This window comes from Streptomyces sp. Je 1-4 4N24, from assembly GCF_026239515.1.
GTDB classification, from domain to species: Bacteria; Actinomycetota; Actinomycetes; order Streptomycetales; family Streptomycetaceae; genus Streptomyces; species Streptomyces nigrescens.
The window spans coordinates 1,393,260-1,414,027 of the sequence record NZ_CP110836.1; the positions used below are offsets into that span (position 1 = coordinate 1,393,260).

The window sequence follows — 20,768 nt, forward strand, 5'->3', positions numbered from 1 at the left end:
GCATGACCGAATCCGAGATCGAGATCACCGCAGACCTGGTCCATGACCTGCTGCAGGAGCAGCATCCGGACCTCGCAGGACCGGCCATCCGCGAAGTAGCGGGTGGGTGGGGCAACCAAATGTGGCGCCTTGGGGACGACCTGGCTGTGCGCATGCCGCGTACAGAAGGTGCCCCGGACCTCCTGCGCAAGGAGTGCCGGTGGCTGCCCGTCCTGGCCCCGCGCCTGCCGCTTCCGGTCCCCAACCCCGTACGGATCGGTGAACCGTCTACGCGCTTCCCGAAGCCCTGGACCATCATGACGTGGGTCCCCGGCGAGCCACTGGACTACACCTCCATCAGCCGCGGCGACCACGCGGCCGACACTCTGGCGGGCTTCCTCAAGGCACTCCACGTGGAGGCGCCCGAAGACGCGCCGATCAGTGAGGACCGCGGCGACCACCCCAAGAAGTGCACGGACGGATTCGACCACTTCTTCCACGCCGTCGTCCCCGACGACCTCGCCGACGATGTCCGGGCCGTCTGGGACGACGCCGTCGCGGCGCCCGAGTGGGAGGGCCCGCCGCTCTGGGTGCACGGCGACCTTCATCCCGCGAACGTCGTCGTCTCGGACGGGACGCTCTCGGGCGTGATCGACTTCGGTGACATGTTCGCCGGCGATCCGGCGTGGGACCTCGCGGCCGCATGGATCATCCTTCCCGCCGGCGCCGCCTCACGCTTCTTCGACGCATACGCGCGGGCAGACGAGGGGACGATCCGGCGCGCCCGCGGGCTGGCCGCCCTGAAGAGCCTGTTCCTCATGCTCATGGGCCAGAACGGCGACCGGGGCCTCCCTGGCGGCAAGCCGACATGGGGACCCGCAGGCCGGGCAGCACTCGATCGTGTTCTGAGAGGCGGTTTGACGTAGGCACGGCCCAGCACATTGAGGTTCTTGTGCTTGAGCGGGGACAGCCGGGTCACGTCCTTGTCCTTACAGCCCTGTCCTTGTCCTTACAGCCCTGCCCTTGTCCTTACAGCCCTGCCCTTACACCCTTCCCGCGGCTGTCAGACTTCTGTAACGTCAACGGTATGACCGTCACCCATGAAGTCGTGAATCAGGCCCCGCCGCTGACCGGGTTCAGCACGGCGGACGAGCCGGCCCTGCTGGAGGCGCTGCGCCGGGACGGCGCCGAGTGGGGCGTGCGGGAGGTGACCGAGCTCGGCGCGCTGGCCGGTTCCGCGGCGGTGCAGGAGCAGGCCCGCTGGGCGGAGGAGCAGCCGCCGCGGCTGCACACCCACGACCGGTTCGGCCACCGCATCGACGAGGTCGCCTTCCATCCGGCCTGGCATCAGCTGATGACCGTCGCGGTGGAGCACGGGCTGCACGCCGCGCCCTGGGCCGACGGCCGCTCCGGGGCGCATCTGGTGCGCGCCGCGAAGTTCTACGTCTGGTCGCAGGCCGAGGCGGGACACGGCTGTCCGATCTCGATGACGTACGCCGCGGTGCCCGCGCTGCGTGCCGCGCCGGATCTCGCCGCGCAGTACGAACCGCTGCTCGCCGCCCGCAGCTACGACTTCGGGCTGCGGTCGCCGCTGACCAAGTCGGGCCTGATCGCCGGCATGTCGATGACGGAGAAGCAGGGCGGCTCCGACGTACGGGCCAACACCACGCGCGCGGTGCCGGCCGGCGACGGCACATACCGCGTCACCGGCCACAAGTGGTTCACCTCGGCGCCGATGAGCGATGTGTTCCTGGCGCTGGCGCAGACCGAGGAGGGGCTCGGCTGCTTCCTGGTGCCGCGGGTGCTGCCGGACGGCACGCTCAACGGGATGCGGCTGATGCGGCTCAAGGACAAGCTGGGCAACCGCTCCAACGCCTCCTCCGAGATCGAGTACGACGAGGCGGTGGCCTGGCCGGTCGGCGAACCGGGCCGCGGGGTGCGGACCATCGTCGAGATGGTGAACATGACCCGGCTGGACTGTGTGCTGGGGTCGGCGGCCGGGATGCGGGCCGGGTTGCGGCAGGCGCTGCACCACACCGCTCACCGCCGGGCGTTCGGGCGGCAGCTGGACCGTCAGCCGCTGATGCGTTCGGTGCTCGCCGATCTGGCGGTCGAGTCGGAGGCGGCGACCCTGCTGGGGATGCGGCTGGCGACGGCGGTGGACCGCTCGCAGGCCGGGGACGCCGGGGAGGCGGCGCTGCGCCGGCTGGCACTGGCGGCCGGCAAGTACTGGGTGTGCAAGCGGGGCAGCACCCATGCCGCGGAGGCGCTGGAGTGTCTGGGCGGCAACGGCTACGTCGAGGATTCCGGTATGCCGCGGCTCTACCGGGAGGCGCCGCTGCTGTCCATCTGGGAGGGCTCGGGAAATGTCGCCGCGCTCGATGTGCTGCGGGCGCTGGGCAAGGAACCGGCGGCGCTGGACGCGTTCTTCGCCGAGGTGGAGACCGCGGCGGGCGCCGACCGGCGGCTGGACGCGGCGGTGGCCGGGGTACGCAAGATGCTCGGCGGGCTCGCCGAGCCGGAGCGGGCGCAGCTGATGGCGCGGTCGCTGGCGGAGCGGATGGCGCTGGTGCTGCAGGGTTCCCTGCTGGTGCGGCACAGCCACCCGGCGGTCGCCGATGCGTTCTGCGCCTCGCGGCTCGACGGGGAGTGGGGCAACGCCTTCGGCACCCTGCCGGCCGGCGCCGATCTGACCTCGATCCTGGAGCGGGCCCGGCCGGATGCGGCAGGTGCGGCCGGGAGCGCGGTCTGATGTCCGTACGGGTGGAGCGCGCCGGGCCGGTGACGACGGTGGTGCTGTCCCGGCCCGCTTCCCGCAATGCCGTGGACGGGGCGACGGCCCGGCAACTCGCGGACGCCTTCCGGGAGTTCGACGCCGATGACGGTGCCCGGGTCGCGGTGTTGTGGGGCGAGGGCGGGACGTTCTGCTCCGGTGCCGATCTCAAGGCGATCGGCACCGAGCACGGCAATCGCGTGACCCCGGACGGGGACGGGCCGATGGGGCCGACCCGGATGCGGCTGGGCAAGCCGGTGATCGCGGCGGTCGCGGGGCATGCGGTGGCCGGCGGTCTGGAGCTGGCGCTCTGGTGCGATCTCCGGGTGGCGGAGGAGGACGCGGTGTTCGGGGTGTTCTGCCGGCGCTGGGGAGTACCGCTGATCGACGGCGGTACGGTGCGGCTGCCGCGGCTGATCGGTGCGAGCCGGGCGATGGACCTGGTGCTGACGGGGCGTCCGGTCCCGGCCGCGGAGGCGCTGGACATCGGTCTGGTCCACCGCGTGGTGCCGGCCGGTACGGCGCGCGCGGAGGCCGAGCTGCTGGCGGCGGAGATCGCCCGCTTCCCGCAGGCGTGTCTGCGCAGCGACCGCGCCTCCCTGCTGGACCAGGAGGGCCTGGACGAGGAGTCGGCGATGGCCGCGGAACTCCGTTACGGACAGGCGGTACTGCCCGAGGCGACGGCAGGTGCGGCGCGGTTCGCCGCGGGGGCGGGGCGGCACGGAGCACCGGACGGGAGTCAGGAGCCGGGAACCATGACGCCCACGGCGCCGGCCCGCCCCGGATCCGCTCCGGACTCCTCCCCCTCCGGCCCTGGCCAGGGCAGCTGACGGCAACCGCTGCGACCCGCCGCCCCACAACAGGTGACCGGCGTCGTTGAAGGTCGGCGGCCCTCCGCGTACCGTCGCTCTACCCCGCCGCCGCCCGCCCGCCGCCCGCCGCCCGCCGCCCGCCGCCCGCCAGGAGCACACCATGCGCGATCTGAACTACCCCGAGGAGGGCGGCACTCGGCGTACCCCGCTGCCACCCGGCTACCACCACCTCCACGAGGAACTGCCGCTCGGCCACGGCCGCGCGGTACTGACCGCGGCGGGCGAGGCGATCACCACCTTCCGGATGCACCGCGCGGCCGGCGCCGGAATCCGCTCCGACGCCCCGCGGGCGGCGCCGGGCGTGCACGTCGAGGTCGCGCTGGGGTTCGGCCCGCTGCGGCTGCGGGCGCCGTGCACGGTGGTGTGGACGGTGAGCGACGAGAACCGCATCGGCTTCGGATACGGGGCCCGGAAGGGGCATCCCGAGTGCGGTGAGGAGGCGTTCGTCGCCGAGCTGCGCGCGGACGGCTCGGTCTGGTTCACGGTGACCGCCTTCAGCCGGCCCGCCCGGACGCTCACCCGCCTCGCCGGCCCGCTGGTCCCCGTCTTCCAGCGCCAGTACGCCCGTCATCTGGGCCGGACCCTCCGCCGCCTGGCGAACCGTCCGTGAATTCCGCACGACGGGAAACAGGACACCGCCGAAGCCGGACACCGCCGCCCGCCTCCGCCACTCGCTCGGCCCCAGGGCATCTGCGGGAGCGTCGGCGGGAGCACCTCACCATGCCTCTCGACGTCATGTCAGCGGGATTCGTTCACACCCTGATGGCCCCCCACGCACACGTAGTTACCGACGCGTAGCAACACCACTTCCGATCGCCATACGTCCACCTCTGCTTCATCTTTTCGTCACCATCACCTCTGGCGACCGTGAAAGAAAACCAGAATGTGTGAAGACGAACTGATCCCGCCGCAGGCGGACATGACCGAGCGGGAGTGGCTGCGGGCCGGGTCGGAGACGACGGCCGGGGGGCCGTCGATGCGGACGACGGGGCGCGTTCCGCAGTGGGTGAACCGGCGGACCCTGCTGGGCGGTGCCATGGCCGGTGCGGCACTCACGGTGCTGCCTTCGCCGGCCCAGTCGCCCGCGTCCGCCGCGCCCCGCCTCGGGGGCCCGGGAGCCTTCCCGTTTCCCGAACACCCCAATGGCAAGGGCGAGTTCGCCGTTCTGGTCACCGGTGACGCGGGGACGGGGGACGAGGCGCAGTACGCGGTGGCGGCCGCCGCACGAGACCTGTGCCGGACCGAGGGGATAGGCCTTGCGGTGGGCCTCGGCGACAATATTTACGAGAACGGGCCGGAATCCGACGATGACTCGGAGTTCCAGGACAAGTTCGAGAAGCCGAACAGCGGTATCGATGTGCCGTGGCTGATGGTGCTGGGCAATCACGACTGCTCTGGGCTGATTCCGGGCAGCGGTGGCGACCCGTCCCGCGGTGACCGCGAGGTCGCCTATGCCGCCACGTCACGGCGCTGGTACATGCCGAGCCGCTACTACAGCGTGCCGCTGCCGGCCGCCGACCCGCTGGTGGAGTTCTTCGCCATCGACACCATCCCCTGGTCGTCGTATGTGGCCCAGCTCGACCCGCACTACCGCTGGGACGGGCCGTACATGCGCCAGCAGCGGAGCTGGCTGGACGGTGCGCTGCGCGCCTCGCGCGCCCGCTGGAAGGTGGTGATCGGCCACCACCCGTACCTCAACAACGGCAAGCACGGCAGCGCCGGTTCCTATGACGGTTTCGAGATCGGGAACTACACCAGCGGTGTCCACCTCAAGGACATGTACGAGAACGTGGTCTGCGGACGGGCCGATCTGATCCTGTCCGGCCACGACCACACACTGCAGATCCTGGAGCCGACGGCCCGTACGGGCGGCACCCGGCAGGTGGTGTGCGGTGCGTCGGCCAAGACGGAGGACGGCAAGGCACACTTCGGACACCCGGCGGCCTGGCAGAACTTCTCCGACAACGGGTTCATGGTGCTGAAGGTGTCCGGTGCGCGGCTGACCATCGACGCGTACACCGTCGATGTGGCGACCCGGAAGGCCACCCTGGCCCACCGGACCCACCAGACCCGGCCGGTGGCGGCGCCGGCGCGGACGCACGCCTGACGACAGCAGCCGTCCCGGGGCCGCACTCCCCCGGGACGGCTCACCTCGTACTGGGCGTACGAGAGGGATCGGCGTACGAGAGAGCTCGGGCCTACCAGGTGAAGGTGGCCGAGGCGCCGGCCGGCAGAGCATAAGTGACGTGCTGCCCCTGCCAGTTGATACCCGCCCGCCGGGTGCGCCCGGTGTCGTTGTAGACGATCAGGGCCCTGGAACCGTCGGGGTTGCGCCACGCGACATTCGGGAGGGTGGCCGAGGCGGTGGAGCCGATACGGCGGGCGCCGGGCCGCACGAACTTGGTGAGATGGCCCATCGTGTAGTACTCGACGGTGTAGTCGACCGTGCCGTGCCGTCCGTCGCCGCGGTGCACGGTGACCAGTCCGGTGCAGTTGCCGCAACCGCCGTGGTGCGGGCCGCCGTTCTGGTCCACGGCGAGGGACCACTTGACCCAGCTGCGGCCCCAATTGCGGGTGTAGTCGATGAGGTTGTGCATGTCCTCCCGCTGCTGGTTGCCGACCCACCGGCCGCCGGAGTGCTCGGTGTCGTACGCGGCCAGACCCGGGTACCGGTGGTGCAACCTGGTCTGCCGGGTGACCTCACCGCTGTAGCCGTGCCAGGCGATGCCGCCGAAGTTGGGATGGCGGCGGACGACGGGGTCGTCGACAGTGGGCGCGGCGAATTCTCGATAGGTGTCCCAATTCCAGTCCAGCGCAAGGACCTTGGTGGACAGTCCCGCGTGGCGCAGGGCGGGGAGCAGGTCGTGCTTGGTGAAGTAGGCGAGTCCGGAGCCGTTCCACCGCATGGACGGATACCCGGCGCAGCAGGTGGGCTCGTTCTGGACGGAGACATAGTCGACCGGCACGCCTCGGTCCCGGTACGCCTGGAGGTACTTCACGAAGTACCGGGCGTAGACGCCGTAGTACCTCGCCCGGAGCCATCCCTGGTCGAGCTTCCTGTTGTCCTTCATCCAGGCGGGTGCGCTCCAGGGCGAGGCCATCACCCTGACGGCCGGGTTGAGCCGGCGGGCCCAGGCGGTCAGCGGCAGGACGTCGGCGAGATCGTGTGCGACGGAGAAGTGCTTCAGGCCCGGGTCGGTCCGCCCGGCCGGCAGGTCGTCGTAGGTGTAGCCGAAGCGGGCGAGGTCGGAGGCGCCCATGGGGTTACGGACGAAGCTGAGCCCGATGCCGTCGGCGGGGTCGAAGAGCTTCCTCATCGTGGCGGCGCGGGCACGGTCACTCAGCGCGCCGCTGCTGTTCAGCAGCCATGCGGCGGTATCGGTGAAGGAGGCACCACCACCCTCGAACCGCTGGTACCTCTTCGCCTCGTCGACGGCGATGCCGCCCCCGCCACCCGGCGCAAAGGTGAGCGGCGCCTGCTTCTCCAGCCCCTTCACCACCTGCCTGCCCCCGGATCCGGAGGTGGTGGTGAGGTAGACCTGCACCTGCCGCGGCCCACCGGCCGGCGGTCCGACCGCCCACAGCACCACGAGCGCGGCCACCACCGCCCCGAACGCACCGGTCAGGATCCGCCGGACGCTGCTGGCTCTCATATGGGTGTGTCTTCCTCTGGCAAGGACAGTCAGGCACGCACGCCGGCACGCGCACGCACCTGATCACGGACCTGCTTCCGGCTCGGGCACGTCCCTGCCGACGTGGCCTCGGCCCTGCCACCGCTACCCGGCCCCTGAGCCACAGCCGGCCGACTGCGGGTCCATCCGGTCCCGACCAGCACATGCCGCGTCAAGGATAGTGCGCAGCTGATCCCTACGATGTGACCTCTATACAGTCCACCAGCATGAGAGCCGATACGGAGTTGTGCATGCCAGCGCAGATGAACATGAGGCTGACGGCGGTAACACTCGACTGCGCCGATCCGTTGGCGCTGGCCGCGTTCTACCAGCAGGCAACCGGGCTCCGACTCGCCGATCGGTCCAACGGTGACTTCGCGGGGCTCGTCTGTGAGGACGGACTGTTCATCGGCTTCCAGCGGGTCGTCAACTACCAGGCTCCCAGCTGGCCGGAGCAGACCGTGCCACAGCAGTTTCACTTCGACTTTGCGGTCGACGACCTCGACCGGGCCGAGACCCTGCTGCTGGAATCGGGCGCGGTCAAGCCCGACTCGCAACCAGGCGGTGACAGATGGCGGGTGTTCCTCGATCCGGCCGGGCACCCGTTCTGCCTGACCAGGAGCTGACGCCAGGAACACCGTGCGCAGCATCCGTTCCGGCGGTTCCGCAAAAACGGACGAGCGGCGTAGCAACTGCCTCAATACCGCCCACGCCGAGCTCGGTCTCGCGAACCGCGAACCGCGAACCGCGAACTACGCTGCGTCCGGCCCCTTCTGGCGGTATTCCTCGGGGATCCGCTGCTCGAACCAGACGACCTTGCCGGTGCTCAGCATTGTCGCTCCCCAGCCCTGGGAGAGCTGGTCGACCAGGAACAGGCCGCGTCCGCCCTCGTCACCGGCCTGAGCGCACCGCAGCCGGGGCAGCTGCGATGAATCGTCACCCACCTCGCACCGGAGCACCTCGGTACGGAGCAGTCGCAGGGCGATCGGGCGGGAGGCGTAGCGCACCGCGTTCGTCACCACTTCGCTGACCATGAGCTCGGTCGCGTCGAGCATCGAGCCCAGGCCCCAGCGGTGCAGCGCCCTGCGGGTCAGCTGCCGTGCCCGGCCGGCCGTTTGCGGCTGGGGGCTGAGGAACCAGTACGCGACATTGCGCGGCGGGAAGCCGTCGAACCGGGCGGCTATCAGCGCCGCGTCGTCATCCCGGGCGTCCGGTTCCAGGAGGGTCAGCACCGCGTCGCAGAGCATTTCCAGGGGCGGGGAGGCGGCCATGGCGGCAGCAGCTTCCAGGCGGGTCCGCAGCAACTCCACACCTGTCCAGACATCCGTGGTGCGCGACTCGACAAGGCCGTCGGTGTACAGGAGCAGAGTCGCTCCGGTGGGCGCGGGCATTTCCACGGTTTCGAAGGGAACGCCGCCCACTCCGATCGGTGCGCCGGGCGGGACCTGAAGCACTTCGCCCGAGCCGTCCGCGTGCAGCAGTACCGGGGGCGGATGGCCCGCGTCGGCCACCTGAAGTCGCTGCGATATCGGGTCGTAGATGGCGTAGAGGCAGGTCGCCATGTGCTCGCTGCCGAGGCGCTGGGCCTGCTCGTCGAGGTGATACAGGACCTCTTCCGGCGGCAGGTCGAGCCTGGCCAGGGTCTGCACGGTGGTGCGCAGCTGGCCCATGATGGCGGCGGAGGTGATGGAGTGCCCCATGACGTCGCCGACGACCAGTGCGACGCGGTTGCCGGGCAGCGGGATCGCGTCGTACCAGTCACCGCCCACCTGGGTGCTCCCGGCAGCCCACAGGTAGCGACTCGCCAGCCGGACCCCCGTGGTCTCGGGGAGCGACGACGGCAGCATCGTGAGCTGGAGCGCGTCCGCGACCGAGGCTTCGTGTCCGTACGGCATGGTCTCGTCGACGCCGAAAGCGGCGTGCGTGGCGAGCTGGGAGGCGACGAGCAGGTCGTCGCTCGTGAAGGCGAGCCGGTCGGCCCCGCGCAACAGGGCAACGGTTCCCAGGAGGTGACAGCGGCCGTACAGCGGGGCGATGATCAGCCGTCGGCCCGGTGAGGGCGGCGTCGGCATGCTCCCCACCGGCTCCAGCAGCTCGGCCACCGCGGGCGCGACCTCCGGGGCGTCACCGAAGAGGGGCTGCCGGGCCAGCAGAGACTCGACGAACCGGCCGGTGACCGTCAGCTGCGTGAGCTCGGCGGCCCCCTGAGGCGCCGCAGTGACCGCGTCCTCCGCCCCCTGGGTGACGCTGTACAGCCGCAGGACGAGAGGCTCGGTCGCTTGCCCTTCCCCGGTCGGCAGCGGATGACGCAGATGGACGAGCATCGCGTCGGCGAACGCGGGAATCGCTGCCTGGCGCAGTTCTCGCAGCGTCTCGTCCAGGTCGACGCCCCGGGCGATCCGCTGCGTCGCGGTTTCGAGGAACCGGAGCCGATCGGTCTGCGCCTCGGCGGCACGCGCGGCCTGGTCCCTGGGCCCCTCCGCAGCACGCTCGGCGGTCGGCGCGGGGCAGGTGGTGCCGCGGCCCGTCGGGGTCGGGCTCTCCCCCGATCCACCGGACACGCCGTCGGAGCGGGGGCTTCCGGGAGACGGCGGGTGGGACGGCGATGTCCGTGGTGGTGCGTCGTCCGGCTGCTGGGGCGGCGGGGACCGCTCCTCGTCGAGCGATGGGGGCTGCTTCCTCGTCGGCTGAGGCGGCGCGGGGGCGTTGACGTTGGCATTGGGGTTGGGGTTGGCGTCCACAGGTACGGCACCCGCTGCCAGGTCCTGGGGAGCAGGGCGCTCCCCGGCCCCGGCGGCGAACCTGCCGGGGCCTCGGCCTGGGGTGCGGGGCTTCATCACTCGTCTCGCCCGTCCGATGGGGACCGGGGACCGCGCTGGGCGGCCTCAGCCGCGCCGCGTGCAGTTGAGAAACAGCTGTTCCTCGGGCGGCACGTCCGAGATCTCCGGGGCGTAGGTGTACGAGGACTCCTCGACGACCTCGAAGTCCGCCTCCTCGATGACCTTGCGCAGGTCTTCCCGCAGGTAACCGGTCACCCGGATCGCGTTGCCGAGGAACGGGATCTTGAAGTAGTCCACGTCGGCCTCCACCATCGAGAGGCTGAACAGGCCACCGGGGACCAGCAGGTCGTGGACCGTCCGCAGCACACCGGGAATCTCGGCGCGCGGCAACATCAGCAGCGAGAAAAACGCCACGACCGCATCGAAACGGCCCAGGTCATGAGGGCCGTCGGGCCCCAGATCGGCGATGTCCAGCCGGTCGAACGTGGCACCGGGCACATACTCCCGGGCGAGGGCCACCATCCCACGGGACAGATCGACGCCGACCACCTCGCACGCGGCCTCCACCAGCTGCCGGGCGGTCGGGAGGCCGGTTCCGCAGCCCAGGTCCAGCACACGGGATCCGGCGGGCAGCGACCCGATCACCCACTCTGCGGCCGCGAGCTGCCCCTTCTTGTAGGGGAACGCCTCGTCATAGCGGTCGCCGATCGCGTCGAACGCCTCGGCCTGCCCCACGCGGTCGAGCCGAATGCCCTCAGGACCGGCCTCGTCGCTCTCGTATGCGGCCTCGACGAATCCTCTGCTCACGAATTGCACCTCTTTACGTGCAGCTATTCGATTGTATCTACTATGTTCCCCTTTCATCCGCCGCGGCCTCGCAGGAATCCGCTCGCGCGAGGTGCGTGTGGGGCACGGTGCAGCCTCCGGCCCCGTCGGGAACGCCGGGCGCATCGGCACCCGGGCAACCTCAGCCCGTCGTAGACCGGCTCTAAGGTATGTACATGATCGACTCGCATGGCCCGCTCGCCCGCATCATGGAACGGGTACCACCGCCGGCCGAAGCGGTGAACGGGTCCGGCGACTGGGGTGATGCCGAGCGGGCGCTGGGCACGCCGCTACCGGACGACTTCAAGCAGGTGGTGGAGGCGTACGGACGCGGCGACTTCTGGGGCGCGCTCTGCCTGTGCACACCATTCGGTGACGACGAGCACGAACGGTTCGACTGCGGGGTCGCCGCATTCCTGGAAGGGTGGCTCAGTAGCCGCATCACCTCTGAACTCCTGCACCATGAGCCGGAACTCGATGTAATCCAGGACGTCTCGACGAGCCGGGCCTCCTGCTCCGCAGTCCGAAGAGGCTAACGCCTGCTCGCGGCTACCGCGACAATGCCGCCCAGGGAGCCGAGTACCACGCACAAGGGCGAGTACAGGACAGTGTTCAACTGCTGGAATTCGACGGCGGCTCCGGAGTTCATGAAGTAGCCGCCCAGGCCTCGGACGAGCAGCACCACCGTCAAGCCGTACATGCCCACCAAGCGCAGCCACTCCGGGCCGATTGCCGGGAGGGACTCATTCACCATGAGGGTGAGCACAGCGCCACCGATCAGCGCCAGACCTACCAGAAGGGTGATCGGTGCCGGCGGCATCACGCCGTCGTCGGTGCCGGCGAACGTCTTGGTAAACGTGACTGCATTCTTCATCGGCCAGTGCGAGAACGCCCAGATGAAGTGCAACAAGCCAATTACCGTGAGGACAATCGCCAACACCATAGGGACCAGCGTGCGGACCATATGCAGTGCCTCCAACTCAGTGTGCTTGTTCCACGACCTTCGGCGCCCCTTGCGCCGAGGGCCACGGCGATCCCGATCCGGTCGGCCGCGCGCGTGAGCTTCGGCTTGTTCGGACGGGAGGTGCGCGTGGCGTGTGGGAGTGTCATGACCACTCCTCATCTATACGGCGCCGTATAGATGGAACTCTAGCACCCATCTATACGATGGCGTATAGATGGCTGGTCGAAGCGGAACGGAGCAGATCATGGCGGTGGCTCGCACCCCGCGGCACAAGTGGATCGATGAAGGACTGCGTGCGCTCGCGGCAGGCGGCCCGGATGCCGTCCAGATCGAGGCGCTGGCGAAGGCGCTGGGGGTGTCCAAGGGCGGCTTCTACGGATACTTCTCCGACCGGCGCGCCCTGCTGGAGGAGATGCTCGACCGCTGGGAACGCGAGATCACCGACGACGTGGAAGCACGCGTCGAGAAGGAAGGCGGCGATGCGAAGGCCCGGCTGCGGCATCTGTTCGCGATCGTCGACACCGGTGACGGGCTCGACTCGGCCATCACGACCGACCTGGCGATCCGCGACTGGGCCCGGCACGACCCGGCGGTCGCCGAGCGCCTTCGGCGCGTCGACAACCGCCATATGGACTACCTTCGTTCGCTGTTCCGTGCCTTCTGCGCCGACGAGGACGACGTCGAGGCGCGCTGCCTGATCACCTTCTCGCTGTACATCGCCGACCGGTTCGTGCTCGCCGACCACGGCGATCGCAGCCGCGCCGACGTCCACGAACTGACCACGAGGTGGTTGCTCGACTCTCCGCGCCGGCCCGACGGCAGCACCGAGCACCGGTAGCGCGCCGCGCTGGTGCCGTGCCGCCGCGCTCAGGGGTGCATGCGGGCGCCCTTGAGCACCTTGTCGACCGCGTTGCGCGGTCCGTACACGGCGAGACCCACCAGATCCAACTGGTCCTTCGGCACCGCCCGCACCGCCGCGCGGTTGTCGCGGTCGTTGCCGGTGGCGAAGAGGTCTGAGGTGAACACCGACCGGGGAAGCGAGCGGGACAGGACGCGGCCGTGCGCGGCGGTCAGCGTCTCCTTCGTCCCTTCGAAGACCAGGACGGGCTGGCGGAACATGGGCAGATACGGGGTGCCGTCGGCGTCGGCGTACGGGTCGCCGATGACTTCGGGGAGCTGTGAGCCGAGACCGCTGACCAGGAAAGCGGTCACATTCAGCCGCTGCCAGGACTCCAGGTCCTCGCGCAGCAGAACGGCAATTTTGGCGTCGAATCGTACGGGGGCGTGCTCGATCGTCATGCTCCGAGACTGCCAACCGCCCCTGCGCGCCTTCTTGTACGTTCCTGGCATGGTGGCACGGCAAGAGGTTTCCGCGTATGGCGCCCTCACGCCCCTCCCCCCTCACCCGTCCTCCGTAATCCCCCCATCGGTGTCCGGCGGCACCGGAAATGCGGGGGCTGCGACCCGCGCCTAGGGTGTTCGCATGGTCGCGTTCCGGTGGATATCGGCCCCGGTCAACGGCCCGCGACCGAGGGTGCGAGGTGTGCTCGGCGTGGCGTGGCCGGTTGCCGTCCCGATGCACCGCTGCCCGCGAGGAGCGAGGCCGCACATCCCGCGCGGCCGGGGCACGAGGCGCGGCACGCCATGACCGGCCCGCCCCTGGAACCGTCCGACAAGGACTACGACCCGCTGGCCGACCGGGAGTGGCGCCTCGTCGCGGAGGACGCCCCCGGGGTGTCGCACCATGAGGCCATCGGGCTGCGCGAGCGGCTCTCGCTCAACCGGATGGGCACCTTCGACTGGGACCTGGACGGCGGTTCCATGGACCTGGACCCCGGTGCCATGGAGGTCTTCGACCTCCGCCCGGAGGAGTACGACGGGGCACCGATGTCCCTGGTCACTCGGGTGCCGCCGGAGGAGGGCCTGCGGCTCGACGAGGCGCTCTCCCAGGCCCTGCAGGACGGCCTCTCGTCCTACGGCGCCTACTTCCGGGTCCAGTGCCGCGACGGGACCCAGCGCTGGACGCACTCCCAGGGGCGGATTCTGCACGACGCGGACGGGAGGCCGTACCGGATCATCGGCATCGTCCGGGAGGCGACCAGCGAGCTGGCGGACTCCGCGCTGCTGCGCTCGCTCCAGCAGGAGCGGCAGCGGCAGACCGTGATGGTGCAGCAGACCACCGCCGCACTGGCCCGTGCGCTGTCCGTCAAGGATGTGACCCGGGTGCTCACCGGGACCGGCGGCGCCCGGCGGTTCGGTGCGGACGGACTGGTCCTGGGGCTGGTGGAGAACGATCAGTTCGAGGTCATCGCCACCGCCGGGCTGGAGGGCGAGGTGCCCGCCGACATGATGACCTCCCGGCTGGACGACACCCTGCCGCTGGCCGACACGGCGCGCTCACGGCGGCCCATCTTCCTCGGCAGCCGCGGCGAGCTGATCGCCCGCTATCCGCGGCTGCGCCCGTACACCGATGTGCTGCCGGCGGGCAGCGCGGCCTTTCTTCCGCTGGTCGCGCAGGACACCGTCATCGGTGCGCTGGGGCTGTTCAACGCCGAGCCGGCGGTGCAGTCGCCGGAGGCCAGGAACCTGGCGCTGGCGCTGGCCGGTGTCGTCGCGCAGTCGGTGCAGCGGGCGACCCTCTTCGATCAGGAGCGGGAGTTCGCGACGGGGCTGCAGGCGACGATGCTGCCGCGCCGGCTTCCGCCCCTCACGGGCGGTGCGGTCACCGTGCGCTATCACCCGGCGAGCGTCGGGCGGGACATCGGCGGCGACTGGTACGACGTGATCGCGCTGCCCCAGGGGCGGACGGGGCTGGTGGTGGGCGATGTGCAGGGCCACGACACCCATGCGGCCGCCGTCATGGGCCAGCTGCGCATCGCCCTGCGCGCCTACGCCAGCGAGGGGCACTCCCCGGAGACCGTGCTGGTGCGGGCCTCCCGCTTTCTGGCCGAGCTGGACACCGAGCGCTTCGCGACATGTACGTACATCCAGGCCGACCTGGAATCCGGGGCGCTGCACCTCGCACGGGCCGGCCATCTCGGCCCGCTGATCAGCAACAGCTCCCGGCACATCGACTGGCCCGAGGTCCGCGGCGGGCTGCCGCTGGGCCTGGCCACGCACTTCGGGCACGACCACTTCCCGGAGACCCAGCTGTTCCTGGAGCCGGGGTCGACGCTGCTGCTGTGCACCGACGGCCTGGTGGAACAGCCCGGCCGGGACATCTCCGCGGGCATCGACGCGCTGTCCGCGGCGGTCCGCGCCGGGCCCACGGACCTGGAGGCGCTCGCCGACCGGCTCTCGGACCATCTGTGGGCCGATCCCGGCTCCGAGGACGATATGGCCCTTCTGCTGCTGCACCGGCTGCCCGGTCCCGGGGGCGCCACCACACCGCGGATGCGGCTGCATGTCCATCAGGCCGATCCGTCGGGCACCGCGGAGGTCCGCTCCGCGCTGCGGCGCATCCTGGACCAGTGGCGGGCGGGCGCCGTCATGCACAACATCGAGGTCGCCGCCTCCGAGCTGATCGCCAACGCGCTGACGCACACCGAGAGCGGCGCCCTGGTCTCCGTGGAGCTGCTGCCCGGCACCCCGAGCAGGATCCGGCTGGAGGTCGAGGACCGCTCCAGCCGCTGGCCGCGGCGGCGCAGCCCCGGGGAGACCGCCACGTCGGGCCGGGGGCTGATGCTGGTCGAGGCCCTCGCCGACGAGTGGGGCGCCGAGCCGCGCGGCGCGGGCAAGGCCCTGTGGTGTGAGTTCGCGGTGCCGGACACGACGGATCTCGCACACTGAGTTCGCTGTGTGTGCCGGGGAATTGCCGGGCCGGGCTGAGGAATTGGCGGTACGTCAGGGCTGCGGCATGTCAGTGCTGCGGTACGTCGGTGCTGCGGTACGTCAGTGGTGGGGAGCCGGACGTCAGGTCCGGTGATGTCGTCCCGCGCCCGGTCCGCAAGGGGCCGAGCCGACCAACCTGGCCGTTGGCCGACTCGGCCTGACCGGAACGTACCCTCTCACGTCCCCGGCGAAAACCGCTCCGGCACGCGCGCCCGTCGGGGCCAACTCCCGTGCCGCGCCGCGGTCCTCAGTCCTCCGGCCCGTACCACAGCGTCGTCATGTTGCAGAACTCCCGCATGCCGTGGCCGGAGAGCTCCCGCCCGTAGCCGGAGCGCTTGGCGCCGCCGAACGGGAGGCCCGGGTGGGAGGCGGTCATCCCGTTGAAGAAGACCCCGCCGGCCTGCAGATCGCGGGCGAGGCGGTCCTGTTCGTCGGGGTCCCGGGTCCAGGCGTTGGAACTGAGCCCGAACGGGGTGTCGTTGGCGACCCGCACCGCCTCGTCCACGTCGGCGACGCGGTAGAGCGTGGCGACCGGCCCGAACGCCTCCTCGTGGTGGATGCGCATCTCGGGGGTGATGCCGGACAGCACCGTCGGCTCGTAGAACCAGCCGGCGCGGTGCTGCGGCGGGCGCTGTCCGCCGCACAGCGCGGTGGCACCCTTGTGGACCGCGTCGTCGACGAGCTCCTCCAGGTCGGAGCGGCCCTGTTCGCTGGAGAGCGGCCCGATGTCGGTGTTCTCGTCCATCGGGTCGCCGACCGTCAGCGCGGTCATCCGGCCGGTGAACCGCTCGGCGAAGGCGTCGTAGACGTCCTCGTGCACGATGAACCGCTTGGCCGCGATGCACGACTGCCCGTTGTTCTGGACGCGCGCGGTGACCCCGACGCGGGCCGCCTTGTCGAGGTCGGCGGAGGGGAGCACGACGAACGGGTCGCTGCCGCCGAGTTCGAGGACGGTCTTCTTGACCTCGTCGCCGGAGATGGAAGCCACCGAGCGGCCGGCCGGTTCACTGCCGGTCAGGGTCGCGGCGGCGATCCGCGGGTCGCGCAGGAGGTCCTCGACCGCACCGGAGCCGATCAGCAGGGTCTGGAAACAGCCCTCGGGGTAGCCGGCCCGGCGGAAGAGTTCCTCAAGGTAGAGCGCGGTCTGCGGGACGTTCGAGGCGTGCTTGAGCAGCCCGGTGTTGCCCGCCATCAGGGCGGGCGCGGCGAATCGTACGACCTGCCAGAGCGGGAAGTTCCAGGGCATCACCGCGAGGACGGTGCCGAGGGGGCGGTAGCGCACCACGGCGCGCCGCGCGCCGGAGTCGCTGACGTCGGTGGGGTCGGGGTGCTCGTCGGCGAGCAGCGCCTCGGCGTGGGTGGCGTACCAGCGCATGGTCTTGGCGCACTTCGCGGCCTCCGCGCGCGCCTGGGCCAGCGGTTTGCCCATCTCGGTGGTCATGGTGCGGGCGATGCCGTCCTGGTCGGCGTCGAGCAGGTCGGCGGCCGCGAGCAGCAGTTCCCTGCGGCGGGCGAAGCTCGTGGTGCGGTGCTCCTGGAAGGCCTGCTCCGCCCGGACCAGATGATCTTCGATCTCGCCCGCGTTGAGCGCGTCGAAGGTCTTCAGGGTCTCGCCGGTGGCCGGGTTGACCGTGGCGATGGCCATGATCAGCACCTCCTTGGTGGTGCGGGGACGTGGTACCCGCGGTATACGGGGCGAAAGTCCGGGCGGCTCCTAGGAGAGCGGCGAAGGAGCCGGGGACGGCTCCGGGACCGGGTCGGGATCGGGTCCGGGCGGACGGGGTATCGGCGACGGTTCCGGCGGTATGGGTTCCGGTGGCGCGGGCGGGACCGGCGGGCCGGGGAGCGGGTCGGGGACGGGGTTCGGCGGTGGGCCCCCCGGCTCCGGCGTGGGCTGCGGGTCGCGGTCGAGCGTGCGCTCACTGCACGTATGCGGTTGCCGCTGCACTGCGGGCCTCCAGAATGAGACGGCTAGTGGCACATGAGCCCCCGTACCCGAGTTTCGCCCGTCCATGGCCCCGGCGCACGGCGGATTGCCGCGGACGGGTTGCGCGGGGGACGGGCCCGGCGTATATGACCCGATCGGGCGGCGCCGGGCACGCCGGTCACGCCCTACCGTGCGGTCATGCCCATGACGCGGACAAGGACGACGACACGCCTGGCGACGGCCCGCCCCCGGCTCGGGGCCAGGGCGGTCGCGCTGCTGTCAGCGGCCGGGGTGGTGCTGGGTGTGCCTGCCGCCCCCGGCTCGGCGGCCACGCCGCCCGCCGTCTCCCCCACTCCGCGCGTCCCCCTCCCCGCCACCATGGCCGACACCGGCGGCGGCACCCAGCTCGTCACCGCCCGTGCGCGCACCACCGGCGCCACCACCGGGACCGTGCGGTGGTGGCAGCGGCACAACGGCCGCTGGCGGCAGGTGGGTTCGGCACCGGCCCGTTTCGGGGCCGGCGGGCTGGCCGAGGGCGGCAGCCGGGTGCAGGGCACCGCGACCACCCCGACCGGGCTGTACGACCTGCCGTTCGGCTTCGGGACCGCGCCGGCGCCGCCCGGCACCACGACCCCCTACCGCAGGGTCGGCGCCGCCTCCTGGTGGTGCGAGGACAACGCCTCCGCCTCCTACAACCGCTGGGTGGACCCCCTGCCCCCGGACTGCGCGCCCGGTGAGTCCGAGCGGCTGGCCGACTATCCGACGCAGTACGGCCGGGCCCTGGTCATCGGCTTCAACTACCACCGTCCGGTGCGCGGCCGCGGCGCCGGGATCTTCCTCCATGTCCACGGGAGGGGCGCCACGGCCGGCTGTGTGTCCGTACCGGCCGGGGCGATGGCGCGGATCCTGTCCTGGGTGCGGCCCTCCGCACATCCGCATATCGCCCTCGGCACCGCGTCCGGGCCGACCGCGCTCACCCGCTACTGAGCGGTGCCGAGGTGAGCGGGAAGTGGCAGGCCACCCGGTGGCCCGCCGTCTCCGGCTCGGCCGGCGGCGGCTCGGTGGTCGCGCACAGTGCCGTCGCGAGCGGGCAGCGGGTGCGGAAGCGGCAGCCGGAGGGCGGGTCGGCCGCCGAGGGGGCTTCGCCGCCGAGCGGGGTGCCGGGCGGGACGGCGTCCGGATCGGGTGTGCTGACGCTGTCCAGCAGACCTCGGGTGTACGGGTGCAGGGGGCGGGTGAAGACCTGCTCGGCGGGGCCGGTCTCGACGAGCTTGCCGAGGTACATCACGCCGACGGAGTCCGCGAGATGCCGCACCACCGCCAAGTCGTGCGAGATGAAGAGATAGCCGATCCCCTTCTCGCGCTGCAGTGCGCGCATCAGGTTGAGGATCTGCGCCTGGACCGAAACGTCGAGCGCGGAGACCGGCTCGTCGGCGACGACGAGGGACGGGCCCGGCACCAGGGCGCGGGCCAGGCCGAGGCGCTGGCGCTCGCCACCGGAGAATTCGTGCGGGTAGCGGTCCACCGCACCGCGCGGCAGCCCGACGTCGTCCAGCAGCCCGGCGATCCGCCGCCGCTGCTCGGTGCGGTCGCCGATGCCCTGGATGACCAGCGGTTCGCGCAGTACGGCGCCCACCCGCATCCGCGGGTCCATGGCCGCGGCGGAGTCCTGGAACATCAGCTGGACGGCCCGCCGGTGGGTGCGCAGCTCCCGCTTGTTCAGAGTGGCGATATCGCGTCCGGCGATGTGGATGGTGCCGCCGGTGGGCGCCTCCAGGCCGACGGCCATCCGGCCGAGGGTGGACTTGCCGCAGCCGGACTCCCCCACGATGCCGAAGGTCTCACCGCGTCGGACGGTGAGCGAGATCCCGGCCACGGCACTGACCTCGGCGGCCCCTTTGCGGCGGGCGAAGGGGCCGCCGTGCAGCGGGTAGGTCTTGCTGACATCGGCGAGCCGCAGGAGGGGTTCGTCCGTGCGCACCGTGGGCGCGGCGGGGACGGGCGGACGCGGCTCGGCGGCCGGGGCGGCGCCGGAGGTCGGGGTGGCGCCGGAGGTCGGGGTGGCGCCGGAGGTTGCGGCCACGCCGGAAAACGGGCCGGCGCCGGGTACCGGTCCCGTGGGGTGGAAGCAGGCGAAGGCATGGGCGGTGGCGGGTGCGGTGGCGGCGGGTGCGGTGGCGGCGAGGCCGTCGGTGAGCTCCGGCTCGGCGGTGTGGCAGAGGTCGGTGACGAAGCCGCAGCGGGGGGCGAAGCGGCAGCCGGCCGGGCGGGTGGTGAGGGTCGGCGGCAGCCCCGGGATGGTGGCCGGCGGCCGCCCTTCGGCGGTGGCGCGGTCGGGGAGGGCGGCGAACAGCGCCTGGGTGTAGCGATGCCGTGGAGTGGCGAACAGCGGGCGGACCGGGGCCCGTTCGGCGATCCGGCCGCCGTACATCACCGCGACCCGGTCGACCCGGCGGGCGATCACCCCGAGGTCGTGGCTGACCAGGATCATCGCCATGCCGAGGCGGGCCCGCAGGGAGTCGATGAGTTCCAGGATCTGGTGCTGGGTGGTGGTGTCGAGGGCGGTGGTCGGTTCGTCGGCGATCAGCAGCCGGGGCTCGCACACCAGGGCCATGGCGATCGCGACGCGCTGCCGCATGCCACCGCTGAGCTGGTGCGGATAGTTCTTCAGCCGTTCGGCCGGGCGCGGCAGACCGACCAGCCGCAGGGTCTCCTCGGCCCTGGCCCAGGCCTCGGCCCTGGTCAGCCGGGTGTGCAGCAGCAGGGGTTCGGCGACCTGGGCGCCGATGGTGAGGGTGGGGTTGAGGGAGGTCAGCGGGTCCTGGAAGACCATGCCGACGGTGTGGCCGCGGACCTTCCGCAGCACGGGTTCCGGGGCGGCGGCGAGATCGGTGCCGTCGAACAGGATCCGGCCGCCGGTGATCTTCCCGCCGGGCGGCAGCAGGCCGAGGACGGACAGCGCGGTCATGGTCTTCCCGCAGCCGGATTCGCCGACGATGCCGAGCGCCTCACCGGGGACGAGGTCGAGGTCGATCCCGTCGAGGGCCCGGACGGTGCGGCCGCGGCCGGCGATCTCCACCTGCAGAGCGTCGATCATCAGGAGCGAGTCGGTCATGGTGTGGTTCCTCGCTTCAGTTCGTCCGGAA

The 20,768-nt window shown here is 71.4% G+C and carries 17 protein-coding genes; 10 read left to right on the plus strand and 7 right to left on the minus strand.

Features of this window, described 5'->3' with window-relative positions:
- The first annotated feature begins 2 nt into the window (after positions 1–2).
- From SLV14N_RS05795 to SLV14N_RS05815, 5 genes are all read left to right on the plus strand, one after another.
- A complete protein-coding gene (locus SLV14N_RS05795; RefSeq protein WP_263268408.1) occupies positions 3–905 on the plus strand; it encodes an aminoglycoside phosphotransferase family protein in 903 nt (300 codons plus the stop codon).
- Between the two features lie 161 nt (positions 906–1,066).
- Positions 1,067–2,731, plus strand: a complete 1,665-nt coding sequence (locus SLV14N_RS05800) for an acyl-CoA dehydrogenase family protein (protein ID WP_263268410.1) — start codon at positions 1,067–1,069, stop codon at positions 2,729–2,731.
- Positions 2,731–3,582 carry a crotonase/enoyl-CoA hydratase family protein gene (locus SLV14N_RS05805; RefSeq protein WP_263268412.1) on the plus strand — a complete coding sequence of 284 codons (852 nt, stop codon included), beginning with the start codon at positions 2,731–2,733 and terminating at the stop codon, positions 3,580–3,582. Before SLV14N_RS05800 ends, SLV14N_RS05805 begins: the two co-directional genes overlap by 1 nt.
- Positions 3,583–3,724: 142 nt before the next feature.
- On the plus strand, positions 3,725–4,234 hold the full coding sequence (locus SLV14N_RS05810) for a DUF1990 family protein (protein WP_263268414.1): 510 nt from the start codon (positions 3,725–3,727) through the stop codon (positions 4,232–4,234).
- A gap of 273 nt (positions 4,235–4,507) precedes the next feature.
- Positions 4,508–5,731, plus strand: coding sequence for a metallophosphoesterase (locus SLV14N_RS05815; protein WP_208680063.1), 1,224 nt, complete (start codon positions 4,508–4,510; stop codon positions 5,729–5,731).
- A gap of 91 nt (positions 5,732–5,822) precedes the next feature.
- On the opposite strand, the gene SLV14N_RS05820 is transcribed toward SLV14N_RS05815, so the two are convergent.
- Positions 5,823–7,277 carry a glycoside hydrolase family 30 beta sandwich domain-containing protein gene (locus tag SLV14N_RS05820; RefSeq protein ID WP_208680064.1) on the minus strand — a complete coding sequence of 485 codons (1,455 nt, stop codon included), beginning with the start codon at positions 7,275–7,277 and terminating at the stop codon, positions 5,823–5,825.
- Between the two features lie 269 nt (positions 7,278–7,546).
- Between SLV14N_RS05820 and SLV14N_RS05825 the strand changes: the two genes are divergently transcribed.
- The gene (locus SLV14N_RS05825; RefSeq protein WP_208680065.1) at positions 7,547–7,921 is read left to right on the plus strand and encodes a VOC family protein; all 375 of its coding nucleotides are present in this window, start codon (positions 7,547–7,549) and stop codon (positions 7,919–7,921) included.
- A gap of 126 nt (positions 7,922–8,047) precedes the next feature.
- Here SLV14N_RS05825 and SLV14N_RS05830 read toward each other — a convergent pair whose 3' ends face one another.
- Together SLV14N_RS05830 and SLV14N_RS05835 are read right to left on the minus strand one after the other, a co-directional pair.
- A complete protein-coding gene (locus SLV14N_RS05830; RefSeq protein WP_259670141.1) occupies positions 8,048–10,036 on the minus strand; it encodes an ATP-binding SpoIIE family protein phosphatase in 1,989 nt (662 codons plus the stop codon).
- A 144-nt stretch (positions 10,037–10,180) separates the two neighbouring features.
- A complete protein-coding gene (locus SLV14N_RS05835; protein ID WP_263268418.1) occupies positions 10,181–10,882 on the minus strand; it encodes a class I SAM-dependent methyltransferase in 702 nt (233 codons plus the stop codon).
- 194 nt (positions 10,883–11,076) lie between these two features.
- On the opposite strand from SLV14N_RS05835, the gene SLV14N_RS05840 reads away from it, so the two are divergent.
- Positions 11,077–11,436: a hypothetical protein gene (locus tag SLV14N_RS05840; RefSeq protein WP_208680067.1), complete on the plus strand. Its 360-nt coding sequence runs from the start codon at positions 11,077–11,079 to the stop codon at positions 11,434–11,436.
- Here the strand turns inward: SLV14N_RS05840 and SLV14N_RS05845 are convergent.
- A complete protein-coding gene (locus SLV14N_RS05845) occupies positions 11,433–11,843 on the minus strand; it encodes a DUF3995 domain-containing protein (protein ID WP_259670142.1) in 411 nt (136 codons plus the stop codon). The genes SLV14N_RS05840 and SLV14N_RS05845 overlap by 4 nt on opposite strands.
- A gap of 265 nt (positions 11,844–12,108) precedes the next feature.
- Here SLV14N_RS05845 and SLV14N_RS05850 point away from each other — a divergent pair, with 265 nt between their 5' ends.
- A complete protein-coding gene (locus tag SLV14N_RS05850) occupies positions 12,109–12,702 on the plus strand; it encodes a TetR/AcrR family transcriptional regulator (RefSeq protein ID WP_208687720.1) in 594 nt (197 codons plus the stop codon).
- A gap of 29 nt (positions 12,703–12,731) precedes the next feature.
- Here SLV14N_RS05850 and SLV14N_RS05855 read toward each other — a convergent pair whose 3' ends face one another.
- Positions 12,732–13,163 carry a DUF2000 domain-containing protein gene (locus SLV14N_RS05855; RefSeq protein ID WP_208680069.1) on the minus strand — a complete coding sequence of 144 codons (432 nt, stop codon included), beginning with the start codon at positions 13,161–13,163 and terminating at the stop codon, positions 12,732–12,734.
- 345 nt (positions 13,164–13,508) lie between these two features.
- Between SLV14N_RS05855 and SLV14N_RS05860 the strand changes: the two genes are divergently transcribed.
- Positions 13,509–15,653, plus strand: coding sequence for a SpoIIE family protein phosphatase (locus SLV14N_RS05860; protein ID WP_263268419.1), 2,145 nt, complete (start codon positions 13,509–13,511; stop codon positions 15,651–15,653).
- 289 nt (positions 15,654–15,942) lie between these two features.
- On the opposite strand, the gene SLV14N_RS05865 is transcribed toward SLV14N_RS05860, so the two are convergent.
- Positions 15,943–17,340, minus strand: coding sequence for an NADP-dependent succinic semialdehyde dehydrogenase (locus tag SLV14N_RS05865; protein ID WP_208680071.1), 1,398 nt, complete (start codon positions 17,338–17,340; stop codon positions 15,943–15,945).
- Between the two features lie 486 nt (positions 17,341–17,826).
- Between SLV14N_RS05865 and SLV14N_RS05870 the strand changes: the two genes are divergently transcribed.
- On the plus strand, positions 17,827–18,609 hold the full coding sequence (locus tag SLV14N_RS05870; protein WP_263273029.1) for a L,D-transpeptidase: 783 nt from the start codon (positions 17,827–17,829) through the stop codon (positions 18,607–18,609).
- On the opposite strand, the gene SLV14N_RS05875 is transcribed toward SLV14N_RS05870, so the two are convergent.
- On the minus strand, positions 18,596–20,737 hold the full coding sequence (locus SLV14N_RS05875; RefSeq protein ID WP_263268420.1) for an ABC transporter ATP-binding protein: 2,142 nt from the start codon (positions 20,735–20,737) through the stop codon (positions 18,596–18,598). The genes SLV14N_RS05870 and SLV14N_RS05875 overlap by 14 nt on opposite strands.
- Between the last annotated feature and the right edge of the window lie 31 nt (positions 20,738–20,768).